This window comes from Pantoea sp. C2G6, from assembly GCF_051336815.1.
Taxonomy (GTDB): domain Bacteria; phylum Pseudomonadota; class Gammaproteobacteria; order Enterobacterales; family Enterobacteriaceae; genus Pantoea.
The window spans coordinates 51,649-76,943 of record NZ_JBGMNJ010000016.1; the positions used below are offsets into that span (position 1 = coordinate 51,649).

At 57.7% G+C, this 25,295-nt stretch carries 30 protein-coding genes and 1 other RNA gene; 15 read left to right on the forward strand and 16 right to left on the reverse strand.

What is annotated here, in order from left to right; translation table 11 throughout:
- Positions 1–44 precede the first annotated feature (44 nt).
- The 8 genes from ACCW71_RS17725 to ACCW71_RS17760 all read left to right on the forward strand — a co-directional run bounded on the left by ACCW71_RS17725 (position 45) and on the right by ACCW71_RS17760 (position 4,323).
- Complete coding sequence (locus tag ACCW71_RS17725; RefSeq protein WP_436373633.1) at positions 45–719, forward strand: DedA family protein; 675 nt, start codon at positions 45–47, stop codon at positions 717–719.
- A complete protein-coding gene (mzrA, locus tag ACCW71_RS17730) occupies positions 719–1,066 on the forward strand; it encodes an EnvZ/OmpR regulon moderator MzrA (RefSeq protein WP_436373635.1) in 348 nt (115 codons plus the stop codon). Before ACCW71_RS17725 ends, mzrA begins: the two co-directional genes overlap by 1 nt.
- Positions 1,067–1,258: 192 nt before the next feature.
- Positions 1,259–1,633, forward strand: a complete 375-nt coding sequence (locus ACCW71_RS17735) for a DUF1090 domain-containing protein (RefSeq protein WP_436373637.1) — start codon at positions 1,259–1,261, stop codon at positions 1,631–1,633.
- Positions 1,634–1,668: 35 nt separating this feature from the next.
- Positions 1,669–1,974, forward strand: coding sequence for a DUF883 family protein (locus ACCW71_RS17740; RefSeq protein WP_436373639.1), 306 nt, complete (start codon positions 1,669–1,671; stop codon positions 1,972–1,974).
- Positions 1,975–1,976: 2 nt separating this feature from the next.
- Positions 1,977–2,372, forward strand: a complete 396-nt coding sequence (locus ACCW71_RS17745; protein ID WP_436373640.1) for a phage holin family protein — start codon at positions 1,977–1,979, stop codon at positions 2,370–2,372.
- Complete coding sequence (locus ACCW71_RS17750) at positions 2,372–2,656, forward strand: YqjK-like family protein (protein WP_436373642.1); 285 nt, start codon at positions 2,372–2,374, stop codon at positions 2,654–2,656. Before ACCW71_RS17745 ends, ACCW71_RS17750 begins: the two co-directional genes overlap by 1 nt.
- Before the next feature lie 202 nt (positions 2,657–2,858).
- Positions 2,859–3,272 (forward strand): DoxX family protein, encoded by a 414-nt coding sequence (locus ACCW71_RS17755; protein ID WP_436373644.1) that lies wholly within the window; start codon positions 2,859–2,861, stop codon positions 3,270–3,272.
- Positions 3,273–3,348: 76 nt separating this feature from the next.
- A complete protein-coding gene (locus ACCW71_RS17760) occupies positions 3,349–4,323 on the forward strand; it encodes a glutathione S-transferase family protein (RefSeq protein ID WP_436373646.1) in 975 nt (324 codons plus the stop codon).
- A 124-nt stretch (positions 4,324–4,447) separates the two neighbouring features.
- Here the strand turns inward: ACCW71_RS17760 and rnpB are convergent.
- Both rnpB and rsmI read right to left on the reverse strand, forming a co-directional pair.
- Positions 4,448–4,826: RNase P RNA component class A (gene rnpB / locus ACCW71_RS17765), an RNA gene on the reverse strand.
- A 33-nt stretch (positions 4,827–4,859) separates the two neighbouring features.
- Complete coding sequence (rsmI, locus tag ACCW71_RS17770) at positions 4,860–5,723, reverse strand: 16S rRNA (cytidine(1402)-2'-O)-methyltransferase (protein ID WP_436373648.1); 864 nt, start codon at positions 5,721–5,723, stop codon at positions 4,860–4,862.
- A gap of 62 nt (positions 5,724–5,785) precedes the next feature.
- On the opposite strand from rsmI, the gene ACCW71_RS17775 reads away from it, so the two are divergent.
- From ACCW71_RS17775 to dolP, 4 genes are read left to right on the forward strand one after another with little or no spacing between them, the layout of a single operon-like run.
- Positions 5,786–7,846 (forward strand): penicillin-binding protein activator, encoded by a 2,061-nt coding sequence (locus tag ACCW71_RS17775; RefSeq protein WP_436373650.1) that lies wholly within the window; start codon positions 5,786–5,788, stop codon positions 7,844–7,846.
- Entirely contained in the window at positions 7,804–8,199 is a 396-nt protein-coding gene (locus ACCW71_RS17780) for a YraN family protein (protein WP_436373652.1), read from the forward strand. The genes ACCW71_RS17775 and ACCW71_RS17780 overlap by 43 nt, the downstream gene beginning before the upstream one ends.
- 14 nt (positions 8,200–8,213) lie before the next feature.
- A complete protein-coding gene (gene diaA, locus ACCW71_RS17785; RefSeq protein ID WP_436373654.1) occupies positions 8,214–8,801 on the forward strand; it encodes a DnaA initiator-associating protein DiaA in 588 nt (195 codons plus the stop codon).
- Positions 8,802–8,815: 14 nt separating this feature from the next.
- Positions 8,816–9,388, forward strand: a complete 573-nt coding sequence (gene dolP / locus ACCW71_RS17790) for a division/outer membrane stress-associated lipid-binding lipoprotein (protein ID WP_436373656.1) — start codon at positions 8,816–8,818, stop codon at positions 9,386–9,388.
- Between the two features lie 52 nt (positions 9,389–9,440).
- Here dolP and ACCW71_RS17795 read toward each other — a convergent pair whose 3' ends face one another.
- Entirely contained in the window at positions 9,441–10,145 is a 705-nt protein-coding gene (locus tag ACCW71_RS17795; protein ID WP_436373658.1) for a pirin family protein, read from the reverse strand.
- A 129-nt stretch (positions 10,146–10,274) separates the two neighbouring features.
- On the opposite strand from ACCW71_RS17795, the gene ACCW71_RS17800 reads away from it, so the two are divergent.
- Positions 10,275–11,174 (forward strand): LysR family transcriptional regulator, encoded by a 900-nt coding sequence (locus tag ACCW71_RS17800; RefSeq protein WP_436373660.1) that lies wholly within the window; start codon positions 10,275–10,277, stop codon positions 11,172–11,174.
- A 38-nt stretch (positions 11,175–11,212) separates the two neighbouring features.
- On the opposite strand, the gene ACCW71_RS17805 is transcribed toward ACCW71_RS17800, so the two are convergent.
- From ACCW71_RS17805 to pmbA, 11 genes are all read right to left on the reverse strand, one after another.
- On the reverse strand, positions 11,213–13,123 hold the full coding sequence (locus ACCW71_RS17805) for a BglG family transcription antiterminator (protein WP_436373662.1): 1,911 nt from the start codon (positions 13,121–13,123) through the stop codon (positions 11,213–11,215).
- Positions 13,124–13,246: 123 nt separating this feature from the next.
- Positions 13,247–13,987, reverse strand: coding sequence for a 2-dehydro-3-deoxy-phosphogluconate aldolase (gene dagF, locus ACCW71_RS17810; protein WP_436373664.1), 741 nt, complete (start codon positions 13,985–13,987; stop codon positions 13,247–13,249).
- A complete protein-coding gene (locus tag ACCW71_RS17815) occupies positions 13,984–15,105 on the reverse strand; it encodes a DgaE family pyridoxal phosphate-dependent ammonia lyase (RefSeq protein ID WP_436373666.1) in 1,122 nt (373 codons plus the stop codon). The genes dagF and ACCW71_RS17815 overlap by 4 nt, the downstream gene beginning before the upstream one ends.
- Entirely contained in the window at positions 15,089–16,219 is a 1,131-nt protein-coding gene (locus ACCW71_RS17820; protein ID WP_436373668.1) for an amidohydrolase/deacetylase family metallohydrolase, read from the reverse strand. Before ACCW71_RS17820 ends, ACCW71_RS17815 begins: the two co-directional genes overlap by 17 nt.
- 43 nt (positions 16,220–16,262) lie before the next feature.
- On the reverse strand, positions 16,263–16,904 hold the full coding sequence (locus ACCW71_RS17825; protein WP_436373670.1) for a DUF4310 family protein: 642 nt from the start codon (positions 16,902–16,904) through the stop codon (positions 16,263–16,265).
- Positions 16,905–16,916: 12 nt separating this feature from the next.
- Positions 16,917–17,693: a DUF4311 domain-containing protein gene (locus ACCW71_RS17830; RefSeq protein WP_436373672.1), complete on the reverse strand. Its 777-nt coding sequence runs from the start codon at positions 17,691–17,693 to the stop codon at positions 16,917–16,919.
- A gap of 132 nt (positions 17,694–17,825) precedes the next feature.
- Positions 17,826–18,125 (reverse strand): DUF4312 family protein, encoded by a 300-nt coding sequence (locus ACCW71_RS17835; protein ID WP_436373674.1) that lies wholly within the window; start codon positions 18,123–18,125, stop codon positions 17,826–17,828.
- A 2-nt stretch (positions 18,126–18,127) separates the two neighbouring features.
- Positions 18,128–18,484: an SFCGS family glycine-rich protein gene (locus ACCW71_RS17840; protein ID WP_010256477.1), complete on the reverse strand. Its 357-nt coding sequence runs from the start codon at positions 18,482–18,484 to the stop codon at positions 18,128–18,130.
- A gap of 13 nt (positions 18,485–18,497) precedes the next feature.
- Complete coding sequence (locus ACCW71_RS17845; RefSeq protein ID WP_436373676.1) at positions 18,498–18,833, reverse strand: glycine dehydrogenase; 336 nt, start codon at positions 18,831–18,833, stop codon at positions 18,498–18,500.
- 296 nt (positions 18,834–19,129) lie between these two features.
- A complete protein-coding gene (gene cybC, locus ACCW71_RS17850) occupies positions 19,130–19,516 on the reverse strand; it encodes a cytochrome b562 (protein WP_436373678.1) in 387 nt (128 codons plus the stop codon).
- A gap of 65 nt (positions 19,517–19,581) precedes the next feature.
- The gene (gene pmbA, locus ACCW71_RS17855; protein WP_436373680.1) at positions 19,582–20,922 is read right to left on the reverse strand and encodes a metalloprotease PmbA; all 1,341 of its coding nucleotides are present in this window, start codon (positions 20,920–20,922) and stop codon (positions 19,582–19,584) included.
- A 114-nt stretch (positions 20,923–21,036) separates the two neighbouring features.
- Here pmbA and yjgA point away from each other — a divergent pair, with 114 nt between their 5' ends.
- Positions 21,037–21,582 carry a ribosome biogenesis factor YjgA gene (yjgA, locus tag ACCW71_RS17860; protein WP_436373682.1) on the forward strand — a complete coding sequence of 182 codons (546 nt, stop codon included), beginning with the start codon at positions 21,037–21,039 and terminating at the stop codon, positions 21,580–21,582.
- A gap of 35 nt (positions 21,583–21,617) precedes the next feature.
- Here yjgA and ACCW71_RS17865 read toward each other — a convergent pair whose 3' ends face one another.
- The gene (locus ACCW71_RS17865; protein ID WP_436373684.1) at positions 21,618–22,358 is read right to left on the reverse strand and encodes an oligogalacturonate-specific porin KdgM family protein; all 741 of its coding nucleotides are present in this window, start codon (positions 22,356–22,358) and stop codon (positions 21,618–21,620) included.
- Positions 22,359–22,720: 362 nt separating this feature from the next.
- Positions 22,721–24,073, reverse strand: coding sequence for a UDP-N-acetylmuramate:L-alanyl-gamma-D-glutamyl-meso-diaminopimelate ligase (mpl, locus tag ACCW71_RS17870; RefSeq protein ID WP_436373686.1), 1,353 nt, complete (start codon positions 24,071–24,073; stop codon positions 22,721–22,723).
- Between the two features lie 168 nt (positions 24,074–24,241).
- Between mpl and fbp the strand changes: the two genes are divergently transcribed.
- Positions 24,242–25,249 (forward strand): class 1 fructose-bisphosphatase, encoded by a 1,008-nt coding sequence (gene fbp / locus ACCW71_RS17875; RefSeq protein ID WP_436373687.1) that lies wholly within the window; start codon positions 24,242–24,244, stop codon positions 25,247–25,249.
- The last annotated feature ends 46 nt before the right edge of the window (positions 25,250–25,295 follow it).

The window sequence follows — 25,295 nt, forward strand, 5'->3', positions numbered from 1 at the left end:
AGTCCCAAAAGGGCATGTTTAACAATGATGTTCAGGAATGATTGATGGATATTTTTCAAGCTTTGCTTCATGCCCTGTGGCAACAGGATTATGAAACCCTCTCCGATCCCGCGCTGGTATGGGCCATTTACGGCGTGCTGTTTATGATTTTGTTTTTAGAGAATGGCCTTCTTCCCGCCGCGTTTCTGCCGGGTGACAGCCTGCTGATTCTGGTCGGCGTACTGATTGCCAAAGGCACCATGAGTTTCCCATTGACGATTCTGGTTTTAACCACCGGCGCCAGTCTCGGCTGCTGGGTGAGCTACATACAGGGCCGCTGGCTGGGTAACACGCCCACCGTCCAAAAATGGTTATCCCATCTTCCCGCGCAGTATCATCTGCGGGCGCACAGCCTGTTCCACCGCCACGGTTTGTCCGCCCTGCTGATTGGCCGCTTTATCGCCTTTGTCCGCACGCTGCTGCCAACCATTGCCGGGCTGTCGGGCCTGAGCAACGCCCGCTTTCAGTTCTTCAACTGGGTGAGCGCTTTCCTGTGGGTGGTGATCCTCACCGTGCTGGGCTTTGCGCTGGGGAAAACCCCGATTTTCCGGCGTTACGAAGATGAGCTGATGTTCTTCCTGATGATGCTGCCACTGGCGCTGCTGGTAATCGGACTGGTGGGCTCGCTGGTGGTGTTATGGCGTAAGCGACAGGCAAATCAGAACGGGAAAGCGGAGTAATGAAACGATTACAGGCTATTCCTAAACGCTGGCTACCCTGGCTGGCGGCTGGCGTCCTGGCGCTGGCGGCGCTGTGCGTCGCACCCACGCTGATTCACCATGAAACCGTGGTGCAGATTCGCGTTTCGCATGCGGGAGCCACGCTGCCGGACGGGTTTTATCTCTACCAGCAGCTGAGCGCCCAGGGGATCCGCATCAAAAGCATTACCCCTTCTGGCGATGCGCTGATCATTCATTTTGATAACGAAGAGCAGAGCCTGGCGGCACAGAAAGTGTTGCGCCGTCTGCTGCCACAGGGCTTTATTGTGGCGCAGCATGAGCAGTCTCAGCACCTCTCACTGGCCTAATCTTCCGGCCCACTCTCTCTACAGGCCGTTGCGCAACCGCGTAACGGCCTGAAATGCCCGCTATCTCCCGGTCTTTTTTGAACTTTTTACTCCCGGTGTCTATGCTTACACCAGAGTCGATTCTCACCGCCCGGCACGGCCCGCTTTGCCGGGTGCTGATGGGTCAGGTCGCAATGGAAGGTAAAAAGCCTGATGAAATATCAAGTACTACTGGGAATAGCCCTGCTTTCGGTATCGGGTTCGCTGCTGGCGGCAGAGGCGCTCTGTCAGCAGAAAGAGCAGGATATTCAGCATGAAATTGAGATGGCGCAGAAGCACAACAACCAGCGTCGGGTTAACGGCCTGGAGCGCGCGCTGACCGAAGTGCGCGCCGACTGTAGTGACAAGAAACTTGAAGCAGCCCATCTGGAAAGAATTAACGCTCAGAAGCAGTCGGTTGCTGAACGTGAACACGCACTCAGGGAAGAGCGCGATAAAGGTGACGACAGGGAGAAGATCGCGAAACGAGAACAAAAGCTGGACGAAGCGCGCCGGGAGCTGAAGAAGTTACAGGCGGAGCCCTATTAATCGGAATTAATCTACTGATGTTAAAGGAGTATTTTATGTCTAAAGACACATCATCGGAACATTTGCGTGCTGAACTGAAAAACCTTGCTGACACCCTGGAAGAAGTGCTGAGCAGCAGCACTGAGAAATCAAAAGGTGAGCTGGATAAGCTGCGCCATAAAGCGCGTGCGGCGCTGGATAGCTCACGTGAGCGTCTGGGCGAGTCCAGCGAGCGTCTGGCGGCAACCACACGTGAAGCCGCGCAGAAAGCGGAAGGCTACGTGCGTGAAAATCCATGGCAGGGTGTCGGTATCGGTGCAGCGATTGGCGTCGCACTGGGCATCCTCATTTCGCGTCGCTGATTATGGCTGATTCACAGCACAACCACGGCCCGGCCAGAGGGGTCATCAACATCGGCCAGCGCGTTGTTACCACGCTGGTTGGCATGGTAGAGACGCGCGTTCGCCTGGCAGTGGTGGAACTGGAAGAAGAGAAAGCTAACCTGATACAGCTGCTGTTGATGGTTGGCCTGACGATGCTGTTTACCGCGTTTGGCCTGATGAGTCTGATGGTGTTGATCATCTGGGCGGTCGATGCGCAGTATCGCCTGATGGCTATCGGTATCACCACCGGCACGCTGTTCCTGCTGGCGGTGATCTTCGGGCTCTGGACGCTACACAAATCGCGTCAGTCCACACTGTTGCGCCACACCCGCAAAGAGTTGCAGACGGACCGCGACCTGCTTGAGGATCAACGCTGATGAGCCGCCGCGAACGTGAAGAACGCCTCCATGAACTGCTTAAGCATGTGCAGCAGCAGCGGCTGGATTTGAGCGCGGCGCGGCGTGACTGGCTGGAAGGGACCGCCCATTACGATCGTGGCTGGTTCACTTTCCTCAGCCTGCGTCGCTATCTGGCCATTGGCAGTAGCGCCCTGGCTATCTACTCCATCCGCAGTCCCAGTAAGCTGTTACGCTGGGCAAAACGGGGATTTGGCGCCTGGAGCACCTGGCGCATGATCAAGTCCGCCATGCCACCGCGTTAATCCGCCTGAAGCCGGTCCTGAACAGACCGGCTTTTCTTTATCAAATTTCCTGATAAACACCGACAGTATATCTCGCTTACAACCTTTTCACGCCGCGATTATCATCTTCAGCTATCAACCCAATGAATGGCAGCACTGCTTTCAGCGGGCTTAAACCCTGCGGGCAGCCTGCCCTGCACTTTTGATAGCGCTGGAGTAAATGATGAAAAAATTTGAAGACACTGGTTTATTGCTGGCTCGCATCCTGATGCCAATCCTGTTCATCACCGCTGGCTGGGGCAAGATCAACGGTTATGCGGCGACGCAGCAATATATGGAAGCGATGGGCGTGCCTGGCTTTATGCTGCCGCTGGTTATCCTGCTGGAATTTGGCGGCGGCCTGGCGATTCTGTTCGGTTTCCTGACCCGCTTTACCGCCCTGTTCACCGCAGGCTTCACGATTCTGACTGCGTTTCTGTTTCACAGTAACTTCGCGGAAGGCGTTAACCAGCTGATGTTTATGAAGAACCTCTCTATCGCTGGCGGCTTCCTGGTACTGGGTCTGGTCGGTCCGGGCGCTTACAGCATTGACCGTCTGATCAGCAAAAGAAAGCCGCAGTCGGCGATTGCGCGCTAATCTCACATAAGGCGTAATGCCACATATACTTAGCAGGGCGGGGAAATTTCCTCGCCCTGTTTGCATTGGAGCCAATATGGGACAGTTAATTGAGGGTGTCTGGCATGACACCTGGTACGACACCAAATCAACCGGCGGACGCTTTAAGCGTTCAGAGTCAGCGTTTCGCAACTGGGTGACTGCCGATGGCAGCGCGGGTCCGGTCGGCAAAGCGGGATTTGTCGCCGAGCGCGACCGCTACCACCTTTATGTCTCTCTGGCCTGCCCCTGGGCGCACCGTACGCTGCTGATGCGGCAGCTGAAAGGTCTGGATAGCATGATTGACGTCTCCGTGGTGCATCCGCTGATGCTGGAGAATGGCTGGACCTTTGACGATGAATTCCAGGATGCGACCGGCGATAAGCTCTATCAGAACGAGTTTCTTTATCAGCTCTATCTGCACGCCGATCCGCACTACAGTGGCCGTGTCACCGTGCCGGTATTGTGGGACAAGCAGCAGAGCACCATCGTCAGCAATGAGTCTGCCGATATTATTCGGATGTTTAATAGCGCGTTTGATGCGGTCGGCGCACGCGCCGGGGATTACTACCCGGTTGCCCTGCGCGAGAAGATTGATGAGCTGAATGGCTGGATCTACGACACTGTGAACAACGGCGTCTACAAAGCCGGTTTTGCCACCTCGCAGTCCGCTTATGACGAGGCGGTCACCGCACTGTTCCATTCCCTCTCCCGGCTGGAGCAGATACTGGGGCAGCACCGTTATCTCACCGGCGATCAACTGACGGAAGCAGATCTCCGCCTGTGGACCACGCTGGTACGCTTTGATCCGGTCTATGTGACCCATTTTAAATGCGATCGCCATCGCATCAGCGATTTCAGAAATCTTAGCGGTTTTCTGCGCGATATTTATCAGATGCCGGGCATCGCGGAGACGGTGAACCTGCCGCATATTCGCCATCACTACTATTGCAGCCACAAGACCATCAACCCGAACGGCGTGATTTCGCTGGGTCCGGCGTTTGACTGGGATGAGCCGCACGGCCGCGGTTAGCGGGCGGGGATGTAGGTTGTCATTGTGCTGGCTGAAGCAGGCGCGTGGTGAGCAGAGATTCATCATGCCTGCCATGAGGGCCAGAAAGCAAAAACCCCGCCGAAGCGGGGTTTTTTAAGAAAGAAGCCGAAGCTGACCGTTAAGCCGGGTTCTGTCGTGGACAGTCATTCATCTAGGCCAGCAATCGCTCACTGGCTCAAGCAGCCTACCCGGGTTCAGTACGGGCCGTACCTTGTGAACCCCTATTTGGCCTTGCTCCGGGTGGAGTTTACCGTGCCACGAACTGTTGCCAGTCGCGCGGTGCGCTCTTACCGCACCCTTTCACCCTTACCTGATCCCATTGCTGGGCCATCGGCGGTTTGCTCTCTGTTGCACTGGTCGTAGGCTTGCGCCTCCCAGGCGTTACCTGGCACCCTGCCCTATGGAGCCCGGACTTTCCTCCCCTCTGCCCGTCTCCCCACAAGTGAGGACGACGACAAAGCGGCGACTGTCTGGTCAGCTTCGGCGCGGGATAATAGGACATTCGCCGCCGTTTGTCACGCCTCTTGCTGCTCCAGCGCATACTTATAGAGCGCATTCTTCTTCACGTTGTGGATCTCGGCGGTCAGCGCGGCGGCGCGTTTTAACGGCAGCTCTTTTTGCAGCAGCGCCAGCGTGCGCAGCGCATCAGGCGGTAGCGCCTCTTCATCCGCCTTGTGCCCTTCAACAATCAGCACCATCTCCCCTTTGCGGCGATTTTCATCCTCTTTCACCCAGGCCAGCAGCTCGGCGACCGGTGCGCCATAGATCGACTCCCAGGTTTTGGTCAGCTCGCGCGCCAGCACCACATAGCGATCGCCCCCCAGCTCGCTCACCATATCCTGGAGGCTGTCGAGCAGACGGTGGGTCGATTCATAGAAGATCAGGGTGCGTGGCTCCTGCACCAGCGCGCGCAGTGCATCGCAGCGGCCTTTGGTTTTGGCAGGCAGAAATCCTTCGTAACAGAAACGATCGGAGGGTAAACCGGCGGCGCTTAACGCGGCAATGGCGGCACAGGCACCCGGCAGTGGCACCACGCGAATCCCCGCCTCACGACAGCGACGCACCAGATGGTAGCCGGGATCGTTGATCAGCGGCGTGCCAGCATCGGAAACTAAGGCTATGCTTTGACCCTCCTGCAACTTCGTCAGCAGCAGCTCCGCCTTCTGTTGTTCGTTGTGGTCGTGAAGTGCGAAGAGTCGCGCATTGATGGCGAAATGTTGTAGCAACAGCCCGGTATGACGTGTATCTTCCGCAGCGACCAGATCGACGCTCGAAAGCACCGTCAGCGCCCGCTGGGTGATGTCACCCAAATTACCAATCGGGGTTGGAACGATGTAGAGCGTGCTGGCAGAAATCTCTGCCCGATCGAGTTGTTTCATTGTTTCATCCGAATTGCCGATTTAATATTGAGCATCTTGAAAAAAACATCACTGGATACAGTATGCTTCCTTCAAAAGTCGTTCGTCATAAAACAGGACGCTTTCTGCCTGTCATTCTTGCTGGGCTGATTTTAGCCGCGTGTAGCGGTCAGGGGCCGCAAACCTCAACCGTCAATATTCAGGGGCCTGTCACAGCCAATTCTGCTTACTATCTGCAACAAGCGCAGCAAAGCAGCGATGATAGCAAGACCGACTGGCAATTACTTGCAGTCCGCGCCCTGCTGAAGGAAGGAAAGTATCCCGAGGCGACCCAGCAGCTGAGCCAGCTGCCGCAGCAGCTTTCCGAAACGCAGCAGCAGGAGTCGCTGCTGCTGAAAGCGCAGTTGCTGATTGCTCAGCAGAAGATTCAGGACGCTCAGCCACTGTTAGCCGCGGTGAAAACCAGTGCACTGTCGCAGGATCAGCTGGCGCGTTTCTACAGCCTGCAAATCGCCAGCGCGCAGGGCCGTCCGTCGCTCTCACTGCTGCGTACCTATATTGCCCAGGAGCCGCTGCTGAAAGGCACCGATCATCAGGGTAACATTGACGCCACCTGGCAGGCGCTGACGCAGATGTCACCACAGGAAGCCAGCAATCTGGTGATTAACGCCGATGAGAATGTGCTGCAAGGCTGGCTGGACCTGCTGAATGTCTGGCGTACCAATGCCCAGGATGCAGAGATGCTCAAGTCAGCGATTAAGGACTGGCAGACCCGCTATCCACAGAATCCGGCGGCGAAAACGCTGCCGACGCAGCTGAGCCAGGTACAGAACTACACCAAAGCCTCAACCAGCATTATCGCGCTGCTGCTGCCGCTGAATGGCCAGGCGCAGGTGTTCGCCAATGCGATCCAGAAAGGCTTTAACGACGCGAAGAATGGCGTCGCCACACCGACGGCTCAGCCAGCCGCCGCCCAGCCCGCTGCGGCTGACGCGACCGCCAGCGCCACGCCAGCAAACAGCGCCGCCGTGGTCGGCTCGGCCAGCGATCCTATCAGCGCGCCGCAACAGCAGGCCGCCGGGACGACGCAACAGCCCGCCGCAACAACACAGCAAGCGCCCGCCCAGCCCGCCGCCACCGAGTCAGCCAGTAACGCGCAGATCAAGGTCTATGACACCAGCAGTCAGCCGATTCAGCAGGTGATGCAACAGGCGCAGCAGGATGGTGCCACTCTCGTCGTCGGTCCTTTACTGAAGAGCAACGTTGAGCAGGTGGCGAATAGCCAGACCCCACTGAACGTGCTGGCGCTGAACGAGCCGGAGAAGATCCAGAACCATCCGAATATTTGCTACTTTGCGCTTTCTCCTGAAGACGAAGCGCGCGATGCCGCGCACCATATCTGGGAACAGGGCAAACGTCAGCCGCTGTTGCTGGTGCCGCGCAGCGGACTGGGCAACCGTGTGACCAACGCTTTTGCTCAGGAGTGGCAGACGCTGGGTGGCGGTACCGTGATGCAGCAGCGCTTTGGCTCCACCTCGGAGCTGAAACAGGGCATTAACAGCGGTGCGGGTATCAGCCTATCAGGTACGCCGGTTAACGCCGCTCCCGCCGCCTCTCAGGGCGTTTCCATTGCGGGCCTGACGATTCCGGCCCCGCAGCAGAGCACGCCTGAGGTGGTCAGCCCCAGCAGCGCGAACAGCGGCGGCGCGGTCGATTCGGTCTATATCGTTTCAACCCAGGATGAGCTGCAACTGATCAAGCCGATGATCACCATGCGCACCGGCAGCCGCAGCAACATCGCGCTCTACGCCAGCTCACGCAGCGCACAGGCGGGGGCCGGCCCCGACTTCCGTCTGGAGATGGAGGGCTTGCAGTTCAGCGATATTCCCCTGCTCTCCGGCAGCAATCCTGGCCTGATGCAGCAGACCTCGAAGTCATTTAATAATGACTACTCGCTGGTGCGTCTCTATGCGATGGGTATGGATGCCTGGACGCTGGCGAATCACTTCAACCAGATGCGCCAGGCGCCTGGCTTTACGCTGGATGGCAATACCGGCAAGCTCAGCGCCGACACGGATTGTGTGATCAACAGGAAGTTGACATGGAACCAGTATCGCCGGGGCGAAATCGCACCGGTCAACTAAATCGCCGTCAGATTGGTGCCGGGCATGAGTTGCGGGCCCGGCACTATCTTGAGCGGGCTGGCCTGAAATGGGAGGCCAGTAATGTTCACTTTCGCGATGGTGAACTTGACCTGATTATGCGTGACGGGCACTGTTGGGTGTTTGTCGAAGTTCGCTACCGGCGCGATGCGCGTTACGGCGGCGCACTCGCCAGCGTGACCCGCGATAAACAACAAAAGCTGCTGCGTGCTGCCGCTCTCTGGCTGGCGCAACGCGGCGGCAGTTTTGAAACAGTGAATTGCCGTTTCGACATCATCGCCATTACCGGCACGGCGCTCGAATGGCTGCCGAATGCCTTTAATGCAGACGTTTAGAACCAGGTGGTCATGTGCAGGACAGAATTAAAGCGTGTTTTACCGAAAGTATCCAAACCCAGATTGCTGCCGCCGAGGCGCTGCCCGATGCCATCTCCCGCGCGGCAATGACGCTGGTACAGTCGTTACTCAATGGCAATAAAATCCTGAGCTGCGGCAACGGCGCTTCATCCGCCAACGCCCAGCACTTCGCCGCCAGCATGATCAATCGTTTTGAGACCGAGCGCCCCAGCTTACCGGCGCTGGCGTTAAGTGCGGACAATGTGATGCTGACCGCGATTGGCAACGATCGGCTGCATGATGAAATCTACGCCAAGCAGGTGCGGGCGCTGGGACAGGCGGGCGACGTGCTGCTGGCTATCTCAACCCGCGGTAACACCCGCGACATCGTTAAGGCGGTGGAAGCGGCGGTAACACGCGATATGACTATCGTTGCGCTTACCGGTTATGATGGCGGCGAGCTCGCCGGATTGCTGGGGCCGCAGGATGTGGAAATCCGTATCCCGTCGCACCGCAGCGCTCGTATTCAGGAGATGCATATGCTGACGGTTAACTGCTTATGCGATCTGATTGATAACACCCTGTTTCCTCATCAGGAATGACCGAAGGAGCACTAATGAAAGCATTGAATGCTGTAGCTATTCTGTTGACCGCCATGCTGCTGCAAGGCTGTGTTGCGGTCGTCGCCGGCGGCGCGGCTGTCGCGACCAAAACCGCTACCGATCCCCGTACGGTCGGCACCCAGGTTGACGACGGTACGCTGGAACTGCGTGTCACCAACGCCTTAGCCAAAGATCAGCAGATCAAAACCGATGCCCGCGTCATCGCCACCGCCTATCAGGGTAAAGTGCTGCTGACCGGTCAGGCACCTTCGCAGGAGATTGCCAACCGCGCGAAGCAGATCACCATGGGCGTTGACGGTGCCACCGAAGTCTATAACGAAATCCGCATTGGTCAGAAAGTGACGCTGGGGACCACCTCCTCCGACACCTGGATCACCACCAAAATCCGGTCGCAACTGCTGGGCAGCGATCAGGTGAAATCTTCCAATGTGAAAGTGACGACGGAGAATGGCGAAGTGTTCCTGCTCGGTCTGGTTACCCAGCAGGAGGCGCAGGCCGCCGCCGACATTGCCAGCCGCGTCAGCGGCGTGAAGCACGTCACCACCGCGTTCACCATGCTGAAGTAAGGTGCAGAACGCAAAAAGGCGGCCCAGGCCGCCTTTTTTATTGTCTGAATTCTCAGACCGGAATATCGATCACCAGCGCCCGCGTCGCCGTTTTTGCCGTCAGCAGGAGCTGCTGCTCGTCCTGCAAAAAGGCCCCATCGCCACAGCCCAGTTTTTCACGGTGCTCTGCGCCGGAACCCGCCTCCAGCGATCCATGTATCGATTGCAGATAGGCCCGCGGTCCCTTTAAGCGCAGCGCATAGTGCTCGCCTGGTGCCAGCTCAACCTGATGGATCCACACCTGCTGACGCAGTTGCAGGCTGCCATCCACGCCGTCTGGCGAGGCGATCAGCTGAGATACCCTGCCAGCTGGCAGAGCCATTTTCTGCATCCGCGAATTTTCCCGCTCAGGACAGGCGGCCAGCCAGAGCTGCATGCGCGTCAGCGGGTGCTCTTTGCTGAGATTAATTTCCGTATAGTTTACCCCTGGCTGAGCAGAGAGCAGCAGCACTTCCCCCTCGCTGGCGCTGATGCTGTTACCTTCACTGTCGCGATATTCCGCCTCACCCTGTAGCACGATGTTCAGCACATCGACCTGCGGATAGGTACGCGGCTGAAAAGCGGCACCCGGTGCCAGCACTTCCTGGTTCAGGACGCGCAACGAGGCGTAACCCATGAGACCGGGATCAAAATAGTGGCCAAAAGAGAAACTGTAGCGCGCCTGCAACCAGCCGAAGTCGGCCTGTCCACAAGCGGACGCACTGCGGGTTGTGATCATTTTTTACCTCCAGCGTCCGGTGACAAGGATCGGTCACGGACTGTATGCCCCCATGGTAAAAGTCTGGACGCCGGATTGTTAGCCAGTTAATCTGCCCGGCATGTTCAAATTTCCTGACAGAGAACCAGGATGGCCAAAGAGCGTGCGTTAACCCTTGAGTCTTTACGTGTTATGGATGCGATCGACCGGCGTGGCAGTTTCGCCGCGGCGGCTGATGAACTGGGCCGCGTCCCCTCCGCACTCAGCTACACCATGCAGAAGCTGGAAGAGGAGCTGGATGTGGTGCTGTTCGACCGCTCCGGCCACCGCACTAAATTTACCAACGTGGGACGCATGCTGCTGGAACGCGGCCGGGTGCTGCTGGAAGCGGCCGATAAGCTCACTACCGACGCGGAAGCGCTGGCGCGCGGCTGGGAGACTCACCTGACCATCGTCACCGAAGCGCTGGTACCGGTTGAGGCACTGTTTCCGCTGGTGACCCGACTGGCGGACAAAGCCAACACCCAGTTCTCGCTGGTGACGGAAGTGTTAGCCGGTGCATGGGAGCGACTGGAACAGGGCCGTGCCGATATTGTGATTGCCCCGGATATGCACTTCCGCGCCTCGACTGAAATCAATACCCGCAAGCTCTACACCATGATGAGCGTCTATGTCGCCAGCGCCGACCATCCGATTCATAACGAGCCTGAACCACAGTCTGAAGTGACGCGGGTGAAATATCGCGGCATTGCGGTGGCGGATACCGCGCGTGAGCGGCCGGTTCTCACCGTGCAGCTGCTGGATAAGCAACAGCGCCTGACCGTCAGCAGCATGGATGATAAACGCCGGGCGCTGCTGGCCGGTCTGGGCGTGGCAACCATGCCCTACTCGCTGGTAGAGCAGGATATTGCCGAAGGTCGCCTGCGGGTGGTCAGCCCGGAATATACCCGTGAGGTGGACATTATTATGGCGTGGCGGCGCGACAGCATGGGCGAAGCCAAAGCCTGGTGCCTGCGCGAGATCCCGCGTCTGCTGGCGAAGAAAAACTAACGCCGCCAGGTCAGCGGCGACCGGCCGCCTGCCACCGCTTATAGCCGGTTCAGGCACTCCATCGCCACCGCTTTAAAACTGGTGAAATCGCTGCTCTCCCGCAGGCGGGTCATCGCCCGTTCACGCAGAAAGGTGACGAACAGATCGTAGATCGCCATCGCCTCTTCATATTCGCTTTTGCTGATCGCCAGCAGGAAGATGACATAGGCGGTATCGTCGCCCCAGGGAATGCCGTGGGGAGCCAGCACGGTACAGACCACGGTTTTCTTTGCCAGCAGCCCCAGCGAGTGCGGCAGCGCAATGCCTTCCCCCAGCATGGTGCTGACAATCGCCTCGCGCTCCTCCACTGAGGGATAGAACGTCGCGTCGACATAGCCTTCTGCCTCCAGCTGATCGCATAGCTGCCGGAACAGCGCCGACCGGGTCATGGGCCGATCGACGATATGGAAATGCTGAGCATCAAAAAATTTCGCCAACATATAGGGGCGGGTACGATCGACCAGCACCAGCTTGCCAATCTGCTCCAGCTGAAAGCTGGTGGGAAACGGTGACATCACCACCACCGGCTTCTCTTTTTCGCTGAGCCGGATGGTGGAGATAACAAAATCCTCATCAATCCGGCTGCGCGCCTCATATTCGCGCTGTGATAAACGCGCCGTGACCTGAAGCTGCGGATATTTGCGCAGCAGCATCGCCTCAATCATCCGCAGCGTCGAGTTACCGCTGTCACACACCAGCAGCACCTGCGGATGACGCTGATAGCCCACATCGTAGTGGCGCTCCAGCCCGACGCCGATATGCAGCACCAGAAAGCCAATCTCATTCTCGCTGATAACGTAAGGGGTATATTTCCCCCAGCTGGTGACCGCCGCTAACGTCACATCATAGGCCATCGGATAGTGCTGTTTGATGTTATCCAGCAGCGGATTGGGGATATGGATCTGGTAGCGCACCCGGGTAATCATGGTTTTGATATGGGTGAGCAGATCGGCACGCAGCTGCTGATCGCTTTGCAGATTGAAGTTGTAGTGGGTGTTGATAAAGCTGAGCAGGTAATCCACCAGCGCGTCGGCGTCATCGGCATTGATGGCGCTGGGGGCGACCGCCTGAATCTGGCGCGCCGCGATATTGACCCGCAGCCAGCTCTCTTCGGCCGGGGAGATCGGTTTGCTGACCAGCGGGCGCATCAGGTTGATCAGCTGGCGTGCCGCTTCGCACACCTCGTCGCCAATCTCCTCCGCGCCGGGATCGTTCAGCGGGTAGCCTTCGCTGATGCGCCGCACCGCCACGGCGCAGTAAAGCCGCAGATAGCGCTCGCCCTCATCGCTGATGCGGATGTTGTGCCGGGCAAAGCAGTTTTGCAGCAGCGGACGCAGCGTTTCAAGGATGTGGCTGTCGAGCGCTTCGATGGTGAGCAACGGGCTCTCCGGCTGCGCCTGATCGATTTGCCACAGCAGGTCGGTCAGGCAGGTGCGAATCGCCACCTCGCTGCCGAACAGCTTCATGCCGTAGTGCGGCTTGCTCTCAATGGTGAGGTGATAGCGCCCCAGCCATTCGCGCACCTCCGCCATATCATTCTGCAAGGTGGCGCGGCTGACAAACCACTCCTCCGCCAGCTCTTCCAGCTTCAGCGAGTAGGTCGCCGTGAGAAAGCGGGTCAGCAGGTAGCGAACGCGATCCGGCGAGGTGCGCGGCACCCGTAGCGGTGACGCGCTGTGCTGTTGCAGATGCTGAAAGCGCTGAGCGTCCTCAATCTTCAACTGATAGCCCGCGCCACGGTTCAGGATAAACTGCGCGCCATGCTCCGCCAGCAGTGAGTTCAGCGCGGTAATATCGGTGCGCACGGTGCGGGTCGAGACGGCAAAGCGCCGCGCCAGTTCATCCTGAGGCAGCGTTTCGTTTTGCAGGGCATCAAACAGTTGCGCAAGGCGCTGATTGGGAAATCTCACGAGTGTTACCTGTATGCAGACAGAAAAAGCCGAACCATAACATCAGCCTACGGGGATCGTGATGCCACGTCCATGTGGTGTGATCGGCCCACCCGGTGACAGATGAGCCGATCGGCGCGATCCCTAGGCCAGCAGCTGTTTACAGATTGCCAGCAGTTGCCGCACATCTTCAACCCGGGTTTCACCGCTGGCTTTGTCGATGATCGAACTATATACGTGCGGGATCACTTTGCTGACGCCCGCGTCCAGCGCGATGCGTACGATCTCGCCGAAGTTCGCCAGATCGATACCGCCGGTTGGCTCCAGCCAGAAATCCTGTTTCGCACAGGCTTCGGCGACCGCACGATACTCATCCACCGCCTGCAAACCGCCCATCGGGAAATATTTCACCGAGCTGCCGCCCATATCCTGTAGCATCGCGATGGCCGTTTCAACGGGCACTATTCCGTCGCGACGCTGCGCGCTGCGCGGTCCGGTCGAGATTTTTACCTGGCCTGGCGTGCCGGTTGGCGAGATCAGCCCGTTGACCACGGTCTGCGACTGGCCCAGCAGCGCACGGCTGGTGGCGACGCCGGTAAAGACCTGGTTCACATGTTGCGGTTGCAGCACCGCGGAAATCTCACTCACCATCTGCGACTGATTAGGATCGCCCGCGCCCAGTCCAACCGAGAGCGCGTTATCGATCAGCGCGGCATACTCGCGCATATCGGCGATGGCAGCCTCATTGCTGGTGTAGTTTTTCGACAGCACGCCAACCAGTACATGCCCTTCCGCCGCCTGCCAGATGGCGCGCGCGTTCTCTTTTGATCCCGCCAGTACGTTCAGGCAGAGACGATCCTGATAAAAATGGGGTGTCAGCGTCATGCTTGTTTTTCTCCGGTTAACAGCGCCTGGATGCGGCTAAAAATGGTGTGCAACTGCTCGGCGCTGACGCTGCGCACATCCGCTTCAATAATCCCTTCGTTGGCTTTATAGCCACGGAAGTAGATGGCGATCTCGCCGTTTTTCAGCGCCTGCACCAGATCGCCGGTGCGCTGCCGGATCACGGCTTCATCAAAGGCGATCTCCGCCCTGGCGATGTCACGTCCTGCCCCATCCCACACCACGCGAGCGGTCACGCCCGGCAAGGTGTTGAGCTGCTCAATAAACGGCGTCATTTTTTCCACCATCTGCGCGCCGCTGATTTTTGGCTGCGTCAGATAGTTTTCAATCGCCTGGGTCAGCCCCAGAATGCCCTCTTTGCCCACTTTCATGGCGCGGCCAATGCCGTTGGTCTGCCGTTTAACCCACTCAACGTAGTGGTGGCGGCCAATCACCAGCCCGCTGGTCGGCCCTTCAATCGCTTTTGCGCCGCTGTAGATCACCAGATCGGCTCCTGCCTGGTAGTAGCATTGCAGATCTTCTTCCGCTGCCGCGTCGACGATCAGCGGGACGTTATGTTCGCGCGCCACCGCCGCGGCCTGCGCCACATCAAGGTGACTTTTCTGCACGCAGTGGTGCGACTTCACGTAGAGGATCGCCGCGGTCTGTGGGGTGATCGCCGCCGCCAGTTGTGCCGGTGAGCATTCGTTGCTGTAACCCGCCTCTACCAGTTGCCCGCCACCCAGCGCCACCATGCTGCCGACCGGCGCGCCATAGTTAACGTTGTGGCCTTTCGGCACCACGATCTGATGCGGCACGGTCAGCGGCGCGGCATGCAGGTTATCCACCAGCCAGTCGTTGTCTTTGACGATCACCGCCGCCACGCTCTGGGCGATGCCTGCCGAAGCGCAGGAGACCACCAGCGCGTTCTCCACCTTCAGCAGACCGGCGATATAAGCCCCGGTCTTATCCACCAGATCTTTCATCTCAAAGTAGTGATCGAGGCCATATTTCACCGTATCGATCACCTCACTCGACGGCGTGGAGACGCCGAGGATCGTCATACGGCCAGAGGCGTTAATCACCGGCTTCAGGCCATACTTCTCATATACCGAGGTCATGCGCTACTCCTTCTTCAGTCGTGATCCATTGACCGGCGACCACCGCCGCCAGCGGGACCAGATGTTTCTCACCCGCGATCTGCTCACCTTCTGAATCGATGAACGGCCGGGTTTCCTGTTTAACGGTGAAAATGGTCAGATCGGCGTCATAGCCCACCTTCAGTGCACCCTTACCCGTCAGCCGCAGGGCGGCCGCGGCGTTTACCGTCACGCAGTCGATCACCTGCGGCAGGGTCATCCCCACCGTGAAAAATTTCGACATCACGTGCGCCAGGTTGTGTACCGGTCCTGCCAGACGATTGCGGCAGTAAATATCGGAGCTGATGGTGTCGGGCAGAATGCCCTGCGCAATCGCCACCCGCGCAACATCAAAGCTGAAACTGGCGCTGCCGTGACCCACATCCAGTTTTACGCCGCGCGCCATCGCCTGCTTAACCGCCGCTTTCAGCTCACCCTGCGGCGTCAGAATGCGGTTGGGTTTGCCGTTAAAGCAGTGGGTAATGATGTCGCCGGAAGTGAGTAAATCGGCGATCTGCTCAAGATTGGGTGGATTATTGCCAATGTGCACCATCAGCGGCAGACCCCCGCTCTGCTGCTGGATCGCTTTGGCTTTCACCAGCGGCTGCACGCCGTTGTCGCCCACCACGCTGCTGCTGATGCGCGCCTTGAGGCCGACAATAAAATCGGGCAGTCGCGTCACCGCCTGCTGCACCGCCGCGCCATCGATCTGCGTCATATCGGCCAGCTCATTCTGCGTGACGATGCCGGTGCGGGCGATGTTGATCAGCGCATAGACCTGGGTCTGCGCCGCGCGTGTCAGCTGATAGAAGTCATCAATATGGTCAGCACCGGTGCTGCCCGCATCGACCACGGTGGTGACGCCATGCGCCACACCAATCGCGTCCGCTTCATCGTGATAAATCGGTGACTTGGGGTAGCAGTGAACATGAGAGTCGATCCAGCCCGCGCTGAGGTAATAGCGGCCAGCCAGATCGCGCTCATCGTGCGCACGGCCCTCGACGCTGCCGATGGCGGCAATCCGGCCATTCTGCACCGCGATGTCCACCAGCCGTTCATCGCTGAGTCGTGCCCCACGAATAATCAGGTCGTACATGATTTCTCCTTAACGGCAGCCCGCTGCCGGGCTGCCGGTGACATCAGAGAGCAACCGGGAAAATCGCCCCGAGGATCATGGCACCGAGGATGGCACCACCGGTAATCGGCTTGTTCCACAGGTAGAACAGCAGCGCGCCCAGCAGCGAACCCAGACCAATCGGAATCGAGGCCGCCATCGCGGACAGGATGATCAGCGGCCCCAGGAAGCGGCCTGAGGTGTTGCCCGCGCCCATCATCACATCCGCGCCGTAGGTGGAGTCGCTCTGGTTGATGGTGAATTTACGCGCCAGAATAATCAGGTAGCCAATCGCCACGCCAATCACCAGACCGGTTGCCAGCGAAGCCGCGAAATTGGCCACCGGAAAGACGATGCCCGCGCCCAGCAGCAGGGCCGGTACACCCAGCCCGACGCCGGTCTGAATCGCTCCGCCAATATCGAGAATGCCCACCAGCGAGCCTTCAATAATGCGGGCGAACAGGAAGCTGGCACCGAATGCCGCGACCGCGCCATAGACGCCGGTCTCCATGCCGGAGCGCAGCATCGACACAAACGCCACTTCGTTAAACGCGCCGATACCATAGAGGTAATACATATGGGTCCCGGCAAAGACACCGGCAGAGAGCAGGCCAACAAAGATCGGGAAAGACCAGTCGGCGTACCAGAAGCCTTTATTTTCGTTCATCAGCATCGCCTCCTATTTACCGCTCACGGTGTTGTGGATCATGTCGAGCCAGCCAGGAATGCCGAGCTGGAAGGACTGCAACAGTTTCATGTCGAACCCGCGGAAGAAGCCGCTCAGCACAAACAGCAGCACGATGGCGGTCATCATCACTTTGGTGACCCGATTCCAGCCGCTCTCTTCCACCCCTTTGCCGATCAGAATACCCAGCACCAGACCCGGTACGGCGTTGCCCATAATCAGCTGCGCCAGGCCGCCGAAAATCGTGGCCCAGAAGCCCGATTTGCGGCCCGCGTCGATCGCCGCCAGCCAGAAGATCACCGGCATCACGGTATTCACCAGCAGGTTGGCGGCAGGCACCAGCACTTTCACCGCGGTGACCTGCAACGCAGCAGGCACGGCGGAGGCGGTGGAGTTGAGGAAGGCGACCACCACCATGCCGATGATGCCGCAGGCGATAGCCATTTTTTTCGGGTCGTGCAGCGTTTCTGCCACGTTACGATTCTTTATCATCAGTGCGGCGGCACCCCAGTTTGGAATGATGCGATGATCGACATCCTGGGTGAATGAACCGGCCGCGACTGAAGATGCCCAGGCGTTGAAAAAGAAGCCAAGACCAAAGGAGAAGTGAGAGGCCGGATCGCCTTCGCACGAGTTCAGCTCGCCCAGCGTACGAAATGCGCCCATGCCCTGAGTGGTGGGTGCGTGAAACATCCGCGCAGCGCCAGCGCCGACGCCGACCCCCACCAGTCCCCCGATGATCAACGACTTAAACAAAATGATTAAAAACATGTTGTTGTACCTTGTTGTCGTTTTTACCCGTTTTGCCCCAGAGGCCGCCCGGCTACCGCCTGGCCGCTGCGGAGTGGCAGACGGTCAGCAGCGGGTCGGGCAAACGGCTGGCTGAGGTGAACAGGTTTTGTTTCAGGATGTCGCCGTAAACGTCACCTGGTCGGTGTCGAAAACGGTGACGCTGACGGTGATCTCCAGCGTGACGCTGAAGGTCCGCCGTTGGCGCGCCAGAAAGAAGAAGAGAAACTTCTCGGTTCTGACGCTCTCCTGCGCACGCAGCACCCGGACATCCTGAGGTTCAATGCGCAGCAGAATTTTTTGCGTCGCGCGCAGAACCTGGCTCTGCACCCGACTCAGGGCATCGGCAAAGGCTTTCGCCCTGGTGTCGCCTTTGCCCTCGACCGTCACCTGGGTAACGTATTGTTCTTTCATAATCAGCTGCCGTGCTTCTTGTTCCAGGCCTGCACCAGCCGCTCGCCTAACTCTTCTTTATCCATAAAGCCGAAGCCCAGCACCGTGGCACCTTCGTTAATGGCGGTGACACCTTCATCCACAGAGCGCATTCCGTGTTTCGCTTTGTAGCCATATTTGTTCTGGGCGGTAATGGCACCTGCGCCACCGCTGCCGCAGAACGAGATGCCGAAATCGGCGTTTTCCGCCTTCATCACATCCCCCAGCTTCATGTCGGCGGCGACACCGGGCACCACCACGGCGCGGCCACCCGCTTTTTCAATGCCCGCGGCCACTTTCTGGCCTTTACCTAAACGATCGCCAATCACTACAGTTACCATGTTGCGTTCCTCTCTAGTTGTTTGCCCGGGCGACTTCAATGTGTACCGACAGCAGCCAGGCCTCTTCGCGTGGCAGGTTGCCGAACAGATCCACCACCTGCTGCGCCAGTTGCAGCGTGTCTGCCGGAATATCTTCAAACAGCTCCGCTTCCACCTCCGGCAGCGGCTCCCCGCTCAGGGAGCGGGAGGCCATCGCCCCGACATGGGATTGCAGCATCTGCTGCTGAACCGCGTTGGGCTGAATGCCGTGCTGCTGATAGATCAACGCGATTTGCGCCATTATCCTGTCAGCCAGCTGTTGCACTTTCTCCGGTGGCGCTTCGTGCACCGGGACGCCGTTGTTGCTCACCTTGCTACTCCTGTTAAACCGGATAATTCGCGTTGAAAATAAATTACCCGCGATAGCCGCCCCTGTGGAGAGGCAACATTTCCAGCAGCAAGTGGAAATCGAAGTGAAGGGTGTGCGCCAGATCGCAGGCTGCACGCTTAGTGCGACATGCGTCGCAAAATGCACGGGGTGATGGTGTTAACGCTCAGTAATGGTGATGTTGTGCAGCGGCGATCGGCAGGTGCGACAAGGGGAATAAGCGGTAATAAGCAGAAGTGATGATAAAAAACCGCCGGTCGGGCTGACCGGCAGTCTGATTAACGGAATTTTTTATGGTTGCTGTTGCGGATCTCATCAAACCGGGCGGCTTCGCGCTTTGCGCCCGCTACGTTGTTGGCTTTCGCCAGTTCGCTGACCACGTCGATCTGGGCAATCAGCGAGTCGAGACCCGCGTGGTAGTCTTTGATTTGCGCGCTGTCAGCGGGCTGACCTTCCAGTTTATCCGGGGTCGACTGCTTCGCGTCCTGCGCGGCGGCGCGCATTTTGGTTAACGCCTGCTGCATCTCCTGCGCATCGTCAGTTTTTTTGACGATTTTCAGGTTCGCATTCAGCGTGTCCATATCCTGCTCCAGATCGGCCGCATAGAGGCTGACGCTGGAGAACAACAGAGAAGCCGATAACATTGCAATTACGTGCTTACGCATCATTACTTCCTTTTTTTATTGTGATGAAAAAAAGCAGCCAACCGGCTGCTTCAGAAATTCATCTTTTACTGTCCCGCTATCTTCATCTCAGGCAGCAGCACTGAGCCGCACTGGATATTGCTGCGGGTTTCAATATCGTCACCGATTGTCACCATATTGCGCCACATCTCTTTGAGATTGCCGGCGATGGTCACTTCGCTGACCGGGTACTGAATCACGCCATTCTCTACCCAGAAACCGGCCGCGCCGCGCGAGTAGTCACCGGTAATGGCACTGACGCCCTGCCCCATCAGTTCAGTGACCACCAGCCCGGTGCCCATCTGCTTCAGCAGGTCGTCAAAGCTGTTGCCCTGACCCGCGATGCGCCAGTTATGAATGCCACCGGCGTGACCGGTGCTGGTCAGGCCCAGCTTGCGGGCCGAGTAGCTGGTCAACAGCCAGGTTTGCAGCACGCCATCTTTAATGATGTCACGCGCCTGGGTGCGCACCCCTTCGCTGTCGAACGGGGTGGAGGCCAGGCCTTTCAGCAGATGCGGCTGTTCCTGGATAGTCAGCCAATCCGGCAGGATCTGCTGCCCCATTGAATCGAGCAGGAAGGTCGATTTACGGTAAACGCTGCTGCCGCTGATCGCCCCCACCAGATGACCAAACAGACCGGTCGCCACTTCAGAGGCGAAAATCACCGGCGCTTTCATGGTCGGAAGTTTACGCGGAGCCAGACGGGAGAGCGTGCGACGCGCGCACTCTGCGCCCACCCACTCCGGGCTTTTTAAATCTTCAAACGCGCGGCCAATGGTGTAGGCGTAGTCCCGCTCCATATTGCCATCCTGCTCGGCAATCACACAGCTGGAGAGCGAGTGGCGGCTGGAGCAGTAGCTCTGAAGCATGCCGTGACTGTTACCGAACACCTTAATGCCAACGTGACTGTTGAAACTGCCGCCTTCGGTGTTAGTGATGCGTTTGTCGGCGCGCAGCGACGCCTGCTCAGCCTGGGCCGCCAGTTCAATGGCGCGGTCAGCATCAATCTCCCACGGATGGTAGAGGTCGAGGTCCGGCGCGTCATAGGCCAGCAGCTCCGCGTCGGCCGGGCCAGCGAAGGGATCGGGCGAGGTGTAGCGCGCAATATCGATGGCCGCCTGCACGGTACGTTTGATCGCCTCCGGGCTGAGGTCGGTCGATGAGGCGCTGCCTTTACGATTCTGATGATAAACGGTGATGCCCAGCGCACCGTCGCTGTTGAACTCGACGTTTTCCACTTCGCCATAGCGGGTGCTGACACCGATGCCGGTGGTTTTACTGACCGCCACTTCCGCGCTGTCCGTACTGGCTTTAGCCAGTTCAAGCGCCTGTGCGATGGCCTGCTCCAGTACTTTTCGCTGTTCTGCAACCTGAGTAGATACGTTCATCGACCTGCCGTCTAATCTTATGTGTGAATGATTTGAGTCTATCAGAGTCAGAGAACAATTTCGCAGTCACCCGATAAACTGGTAGGATTAGCCTCTTTTTTCAGGAGCCCGGAAATGACCAGAAAGCCCGATGAGTGGCTCGACGATGTGCCAGATAATGATAAAGAAGAAGATGAAGAGATTATCTGGGTCAGTAAGAGTGAAATTAAACGCGATGCGGAAGAGCTGAAACGCCTGGGGGCCGAACTGGTTGACCTGGGTAAAAACTCGCTGGATAAGATCCCGCTGGATGAGCGTCTGCGTAGCGAAATCGAACTGGCGCAGCGCATCACCAAAGAGGGTCGCCGCCGTCAGTTGCAGCTGATTGGCAAACTGCTGCGCAGCACCGATGTGGAACCGATCCGCACCGCGCTGGATAAGCTCAAGAATCGCCATAACCAGCAGGTTGCGCTGTTCCATAAACTGGAAATGCTGCGCGATCGTCTGATCGAACAGGGTGATGACGCCATGAGTGACGTGATTGCGCTCTATCCCCATGCCGATCGCCAGCAGCTGCGCAGCATGATCCGCAACGCGCAGAAAGAGAAAGCGGGCAGCAAGCCGCCGAAATCTGCCCGTCAGATCTTCCAGTATCTGCGCGAACTGGCCGAAGCGAAGTAACACCCTGGCGGGCAGCCCGCCCGCCTCCCGGACGATTACTTATAGATGTAGAGAATGCCGGTACGCAACCGCAGCTGGCGTTCGCTTGAGGTGGCGGAGCGTCCAATATCGCCAAAGGTGACGTAAGGCACCCAGACGCGATCGTTGCCCAGCGCATAATCGAACTGCAACTCCTGCTCATAGTCGTCATGTTTGTTAGCAAACAGCTTCGCATCCGCGTGTTTATAAACCAGCTTATAGGTGGTGGTCAGCCGATCGCTTTTATTACGCAGGTAGAGATCAAAACGGTTAGCGGTGCGATGCCGATCGGTATCGCAATAATCGATGCCACCGGTTCGGCAGTTATCGTCATGGGCGTAATCGGTGAGTTCCAGTCGGTAAAGACCGCCGAGCGACCAGCTGTCATTAAATTTATACCAGGGCGCGACACCAAATTTCCATTCGGTGCGTGAGGAGTTAAACTCCGGCTGAATAAAGGGGGAGAGCGTCCAGTTTCCCCAGTAGTACGATTTCAGAAAGGTCACTTCCACGACATTTAAGACGGTGTCGTTATAAAATTTATCTTTCGGATCTGCGCCGCCGGTTTTAAATTTGGTTTCCACACCTAAGAACATATTATCCGGCAGGGTGGTGCTCAGCCCAAGTTTGTCATAGTGGGTGCGATCGCGCAGGCGGTACTCATGCCGGTAATCCACCGTCGCGGTCGCCAGCGCCGCGGCAGAACTGGCTAACAGCGTTACGCCCAGCACTAACGTTAATGGCTTATTCTTTCCCATATCAACATCCTTATTTTTGGTAAGCGGGACAATGAATTTCTCCCAGCGCATTCATTAACCCAAAATTAACTTATATTTAAAAATCCTTGCCAGAATAAAGGTGCACGCCGGACCAGCCGGTAACCGGTTGCGCTAAGAGAATCTGGCTCATTGCTTTTTTATCAGCTTATGGCAACAGTGCAGATGCTAGAAATAAGTGGCGCGCTAAGCCTTTCTGTTTTAGACAGGAAAAGAAGAAAAATGGCAGCAGCAGGAAGAGTCAGCAGATCAGACTCAAAAATATGGGGTATAAATGACGGGAATAATCGTCGCGGCAATCGTATCTGGAAAAATCAGCGCCCGGCGCGGGCGCTGAATGGATGTTATGCCAGTCTCTCCAGCAGCCTCTGATGAATACCGCCGAATCCGCCGTTGCTCATCACCAGAATTGAGTCGCCAGGCTGAGCGGCTTTCGCCACCATCTCGACCAGCGCATCAATATCCGCACTCCAGTGTGCGGGTGGGATGCAGGCTTCGGCCACGTCTGACACCTGCCACGGAATATGGTGCGGCTGGAACAGAAAGACTTCATCGGCGCGCGCCAGCGAGGGAGCCAGATCGTTTTTATTGACGCCCATCTTCATGGTGTTGGAGCGCGGCTCCAGCACCGCCAGAATGCGCGACCGGCCGCCAACTTTACTGCGCAGCGCGGCCAGCGTCGCCAGAATCGCCGTGGGATGGTGAGCGAAGTCATCATAGACTTTGATGCTGTTTACTTCACCGCGCAGCTCCAGCCGCCGGCGGGCGTTGATAAAGCTGTTCAGCGCCTGGCCGGCGTCTTCCGGCTTCACCCCGACATGACGCGCGGCGGCAATCGCCATCAGCCCGTTATGCATGTTGTGTTCGCCGACCAGCCCCCAGTTCACCTCGCCGACTTTCTCGCCGTCGAGCCACACTTCCCAGTGGGAAGCGTCGGTGGTCAGCTTCTTCGCCTGCCAGCGCCCATGCTCGCCGACGCTCTCCTGCTCGCTCCAGCAGCCCATCGCCATCACCTGTTTGAGATTGGCATCATGTTCCGGCAGCAGGATCTTGCCCTGGCCCGGCACGATCCGCACCAGATGATGGAACTGCTTCTGGATCGCCCGCAGATCGTCAAAAATATCGGCATGATCAAACTCAAGGTTGTTGAGGATCAGGGTACGCGGCGAGTAATGGACGAATTTGGAACGCTTATCGAAAAAGGCGCAGTCGTACTCATCCGCCTCGATCACGAAGAATGGACTTTTTCCTAATTTTGCTGAGACGTCGAAGTTTCCTGGCACCCCACCGATGATGAAGCCAGGTTCAAGGCCGCACGACTCCAGAATCCACGCTGCCATCCCGGCTGTCGTGGTTTTGCCGTGGGTTCCCGCCACCGCCAGCACCCAGCGATCGCGCAGGACGAAATCGTGCAGCCACTGCGGGCCGGAGAGGTAAGGAATGTTGCGTTCCAGCACCGCTTCCACACAAGGGTTTCCGCGCGTCATCGCATTGCCGATAATCACCAGGTCCGGGGTCGGGTCAAGCTGACTGGCGTCATAACCTTCTGTTAATTCAATGCCTTGCTGTTCGAGCAGGGTGCTCATTGGCGGGTAAACGTTGGCATCTGACCCGGTCACCTGATGACCAAGTGAACGGGCCAGCATCGCCAGACCGCCCATAAAAGTGCCACAAATCCCAAGGATGTGAATGCGCATAACATGATCCATTACTCAAAAGTTCGGCGCACAGTGTAACGCCGCTCGCAGACGGAAGAAACGGATTAGGACTATGGTTTTTGAAGTTCAATCGGCTAAACTGCGTACGCATCCGTTGGCAGACTGTTACGCGTGCTGCCACTCCATCGAAGAAGCAGGGAATGTGTTATGAAAACGTTGGGCGAATTTATCGTCGAGAAGCAGCACGACTTTCCGCACGCTACAGGTGAACTGACAGCGCTGATTTCCGCTATTAAGCTGGGTGCCAAAATCATCCATCGCGACATCAACAAAGCCGGTTTAGTGGATATTCTGGGTGCCAGCGGCGTCGAGAATATTCAGGGTGAGCAGCAGATGAAGCTGGATCTGTTTGCCAACGAGAAACTGAAAGCGGCCCTGAAAGCGCGCGGCATCGTCGCCGGTATCGCGTCTGAAGAAGAAGATGAGTTTGTCATCTTTGAAGGTGAAGAAAACGGTAAGTACGTGGTGTTAATGGACCCACTGGATGGCTCTTCTAACATCGACGTTAACGTTTCTGTCGGCACCATTTTTTCCATCTACCGTCGCGTCAGTGAACCGGGTACGCCGGTGGTTGAAGCGGACTTTATGCAGCCGGGTAACAAACAGGTTGCTGCCGGTTATGTGGTTTACGGTTCATCAACCATGATGGTCTACACCACCGGTGCAGGCGTGCATGCGTTTACCTACGACCCTTCGCTGGGTGTTTTCTGCCTCAGCCACGAGCGTATGACTTACCCGCAGACCGGTTACACCTACTCGATTAACGAAGGTAACTATATTCGTTTCCCGCAGGGTGTGAAGAAATATCTGAAGTTCTGTCAGGAAGAGGATCTGGCGACCCACCGTCCTTATACCTCACGCTACATCGGTTCGCTGGTGGCGGATTTCCACCGTAACCTGCTGAAAGGCGGGATCTACCTCTATCCAAGCACCGCCAGCCATCCTCAGGGTAAGCTGCGTCTGCTGTATGAGTGCAACCCGATGGCGTTTCTGGCTGAGCAGGCGGGCGGTAAAGCCAGCGATGGTCAGAAGCGTATTCTGGACATCCCACCGGTCACGCTGCATCAGCGCTGCCCGTTCTACTGCGGTAATGAGGCGATGGTAAACGACGTTGAGCGTTTCCTGGCTGAGTTCCCGGATTGCCGTCAGGGCTGATCACGTTCTGGTAGAGTTAAAACATAAAAAGCCTGCTTAAAGCAGG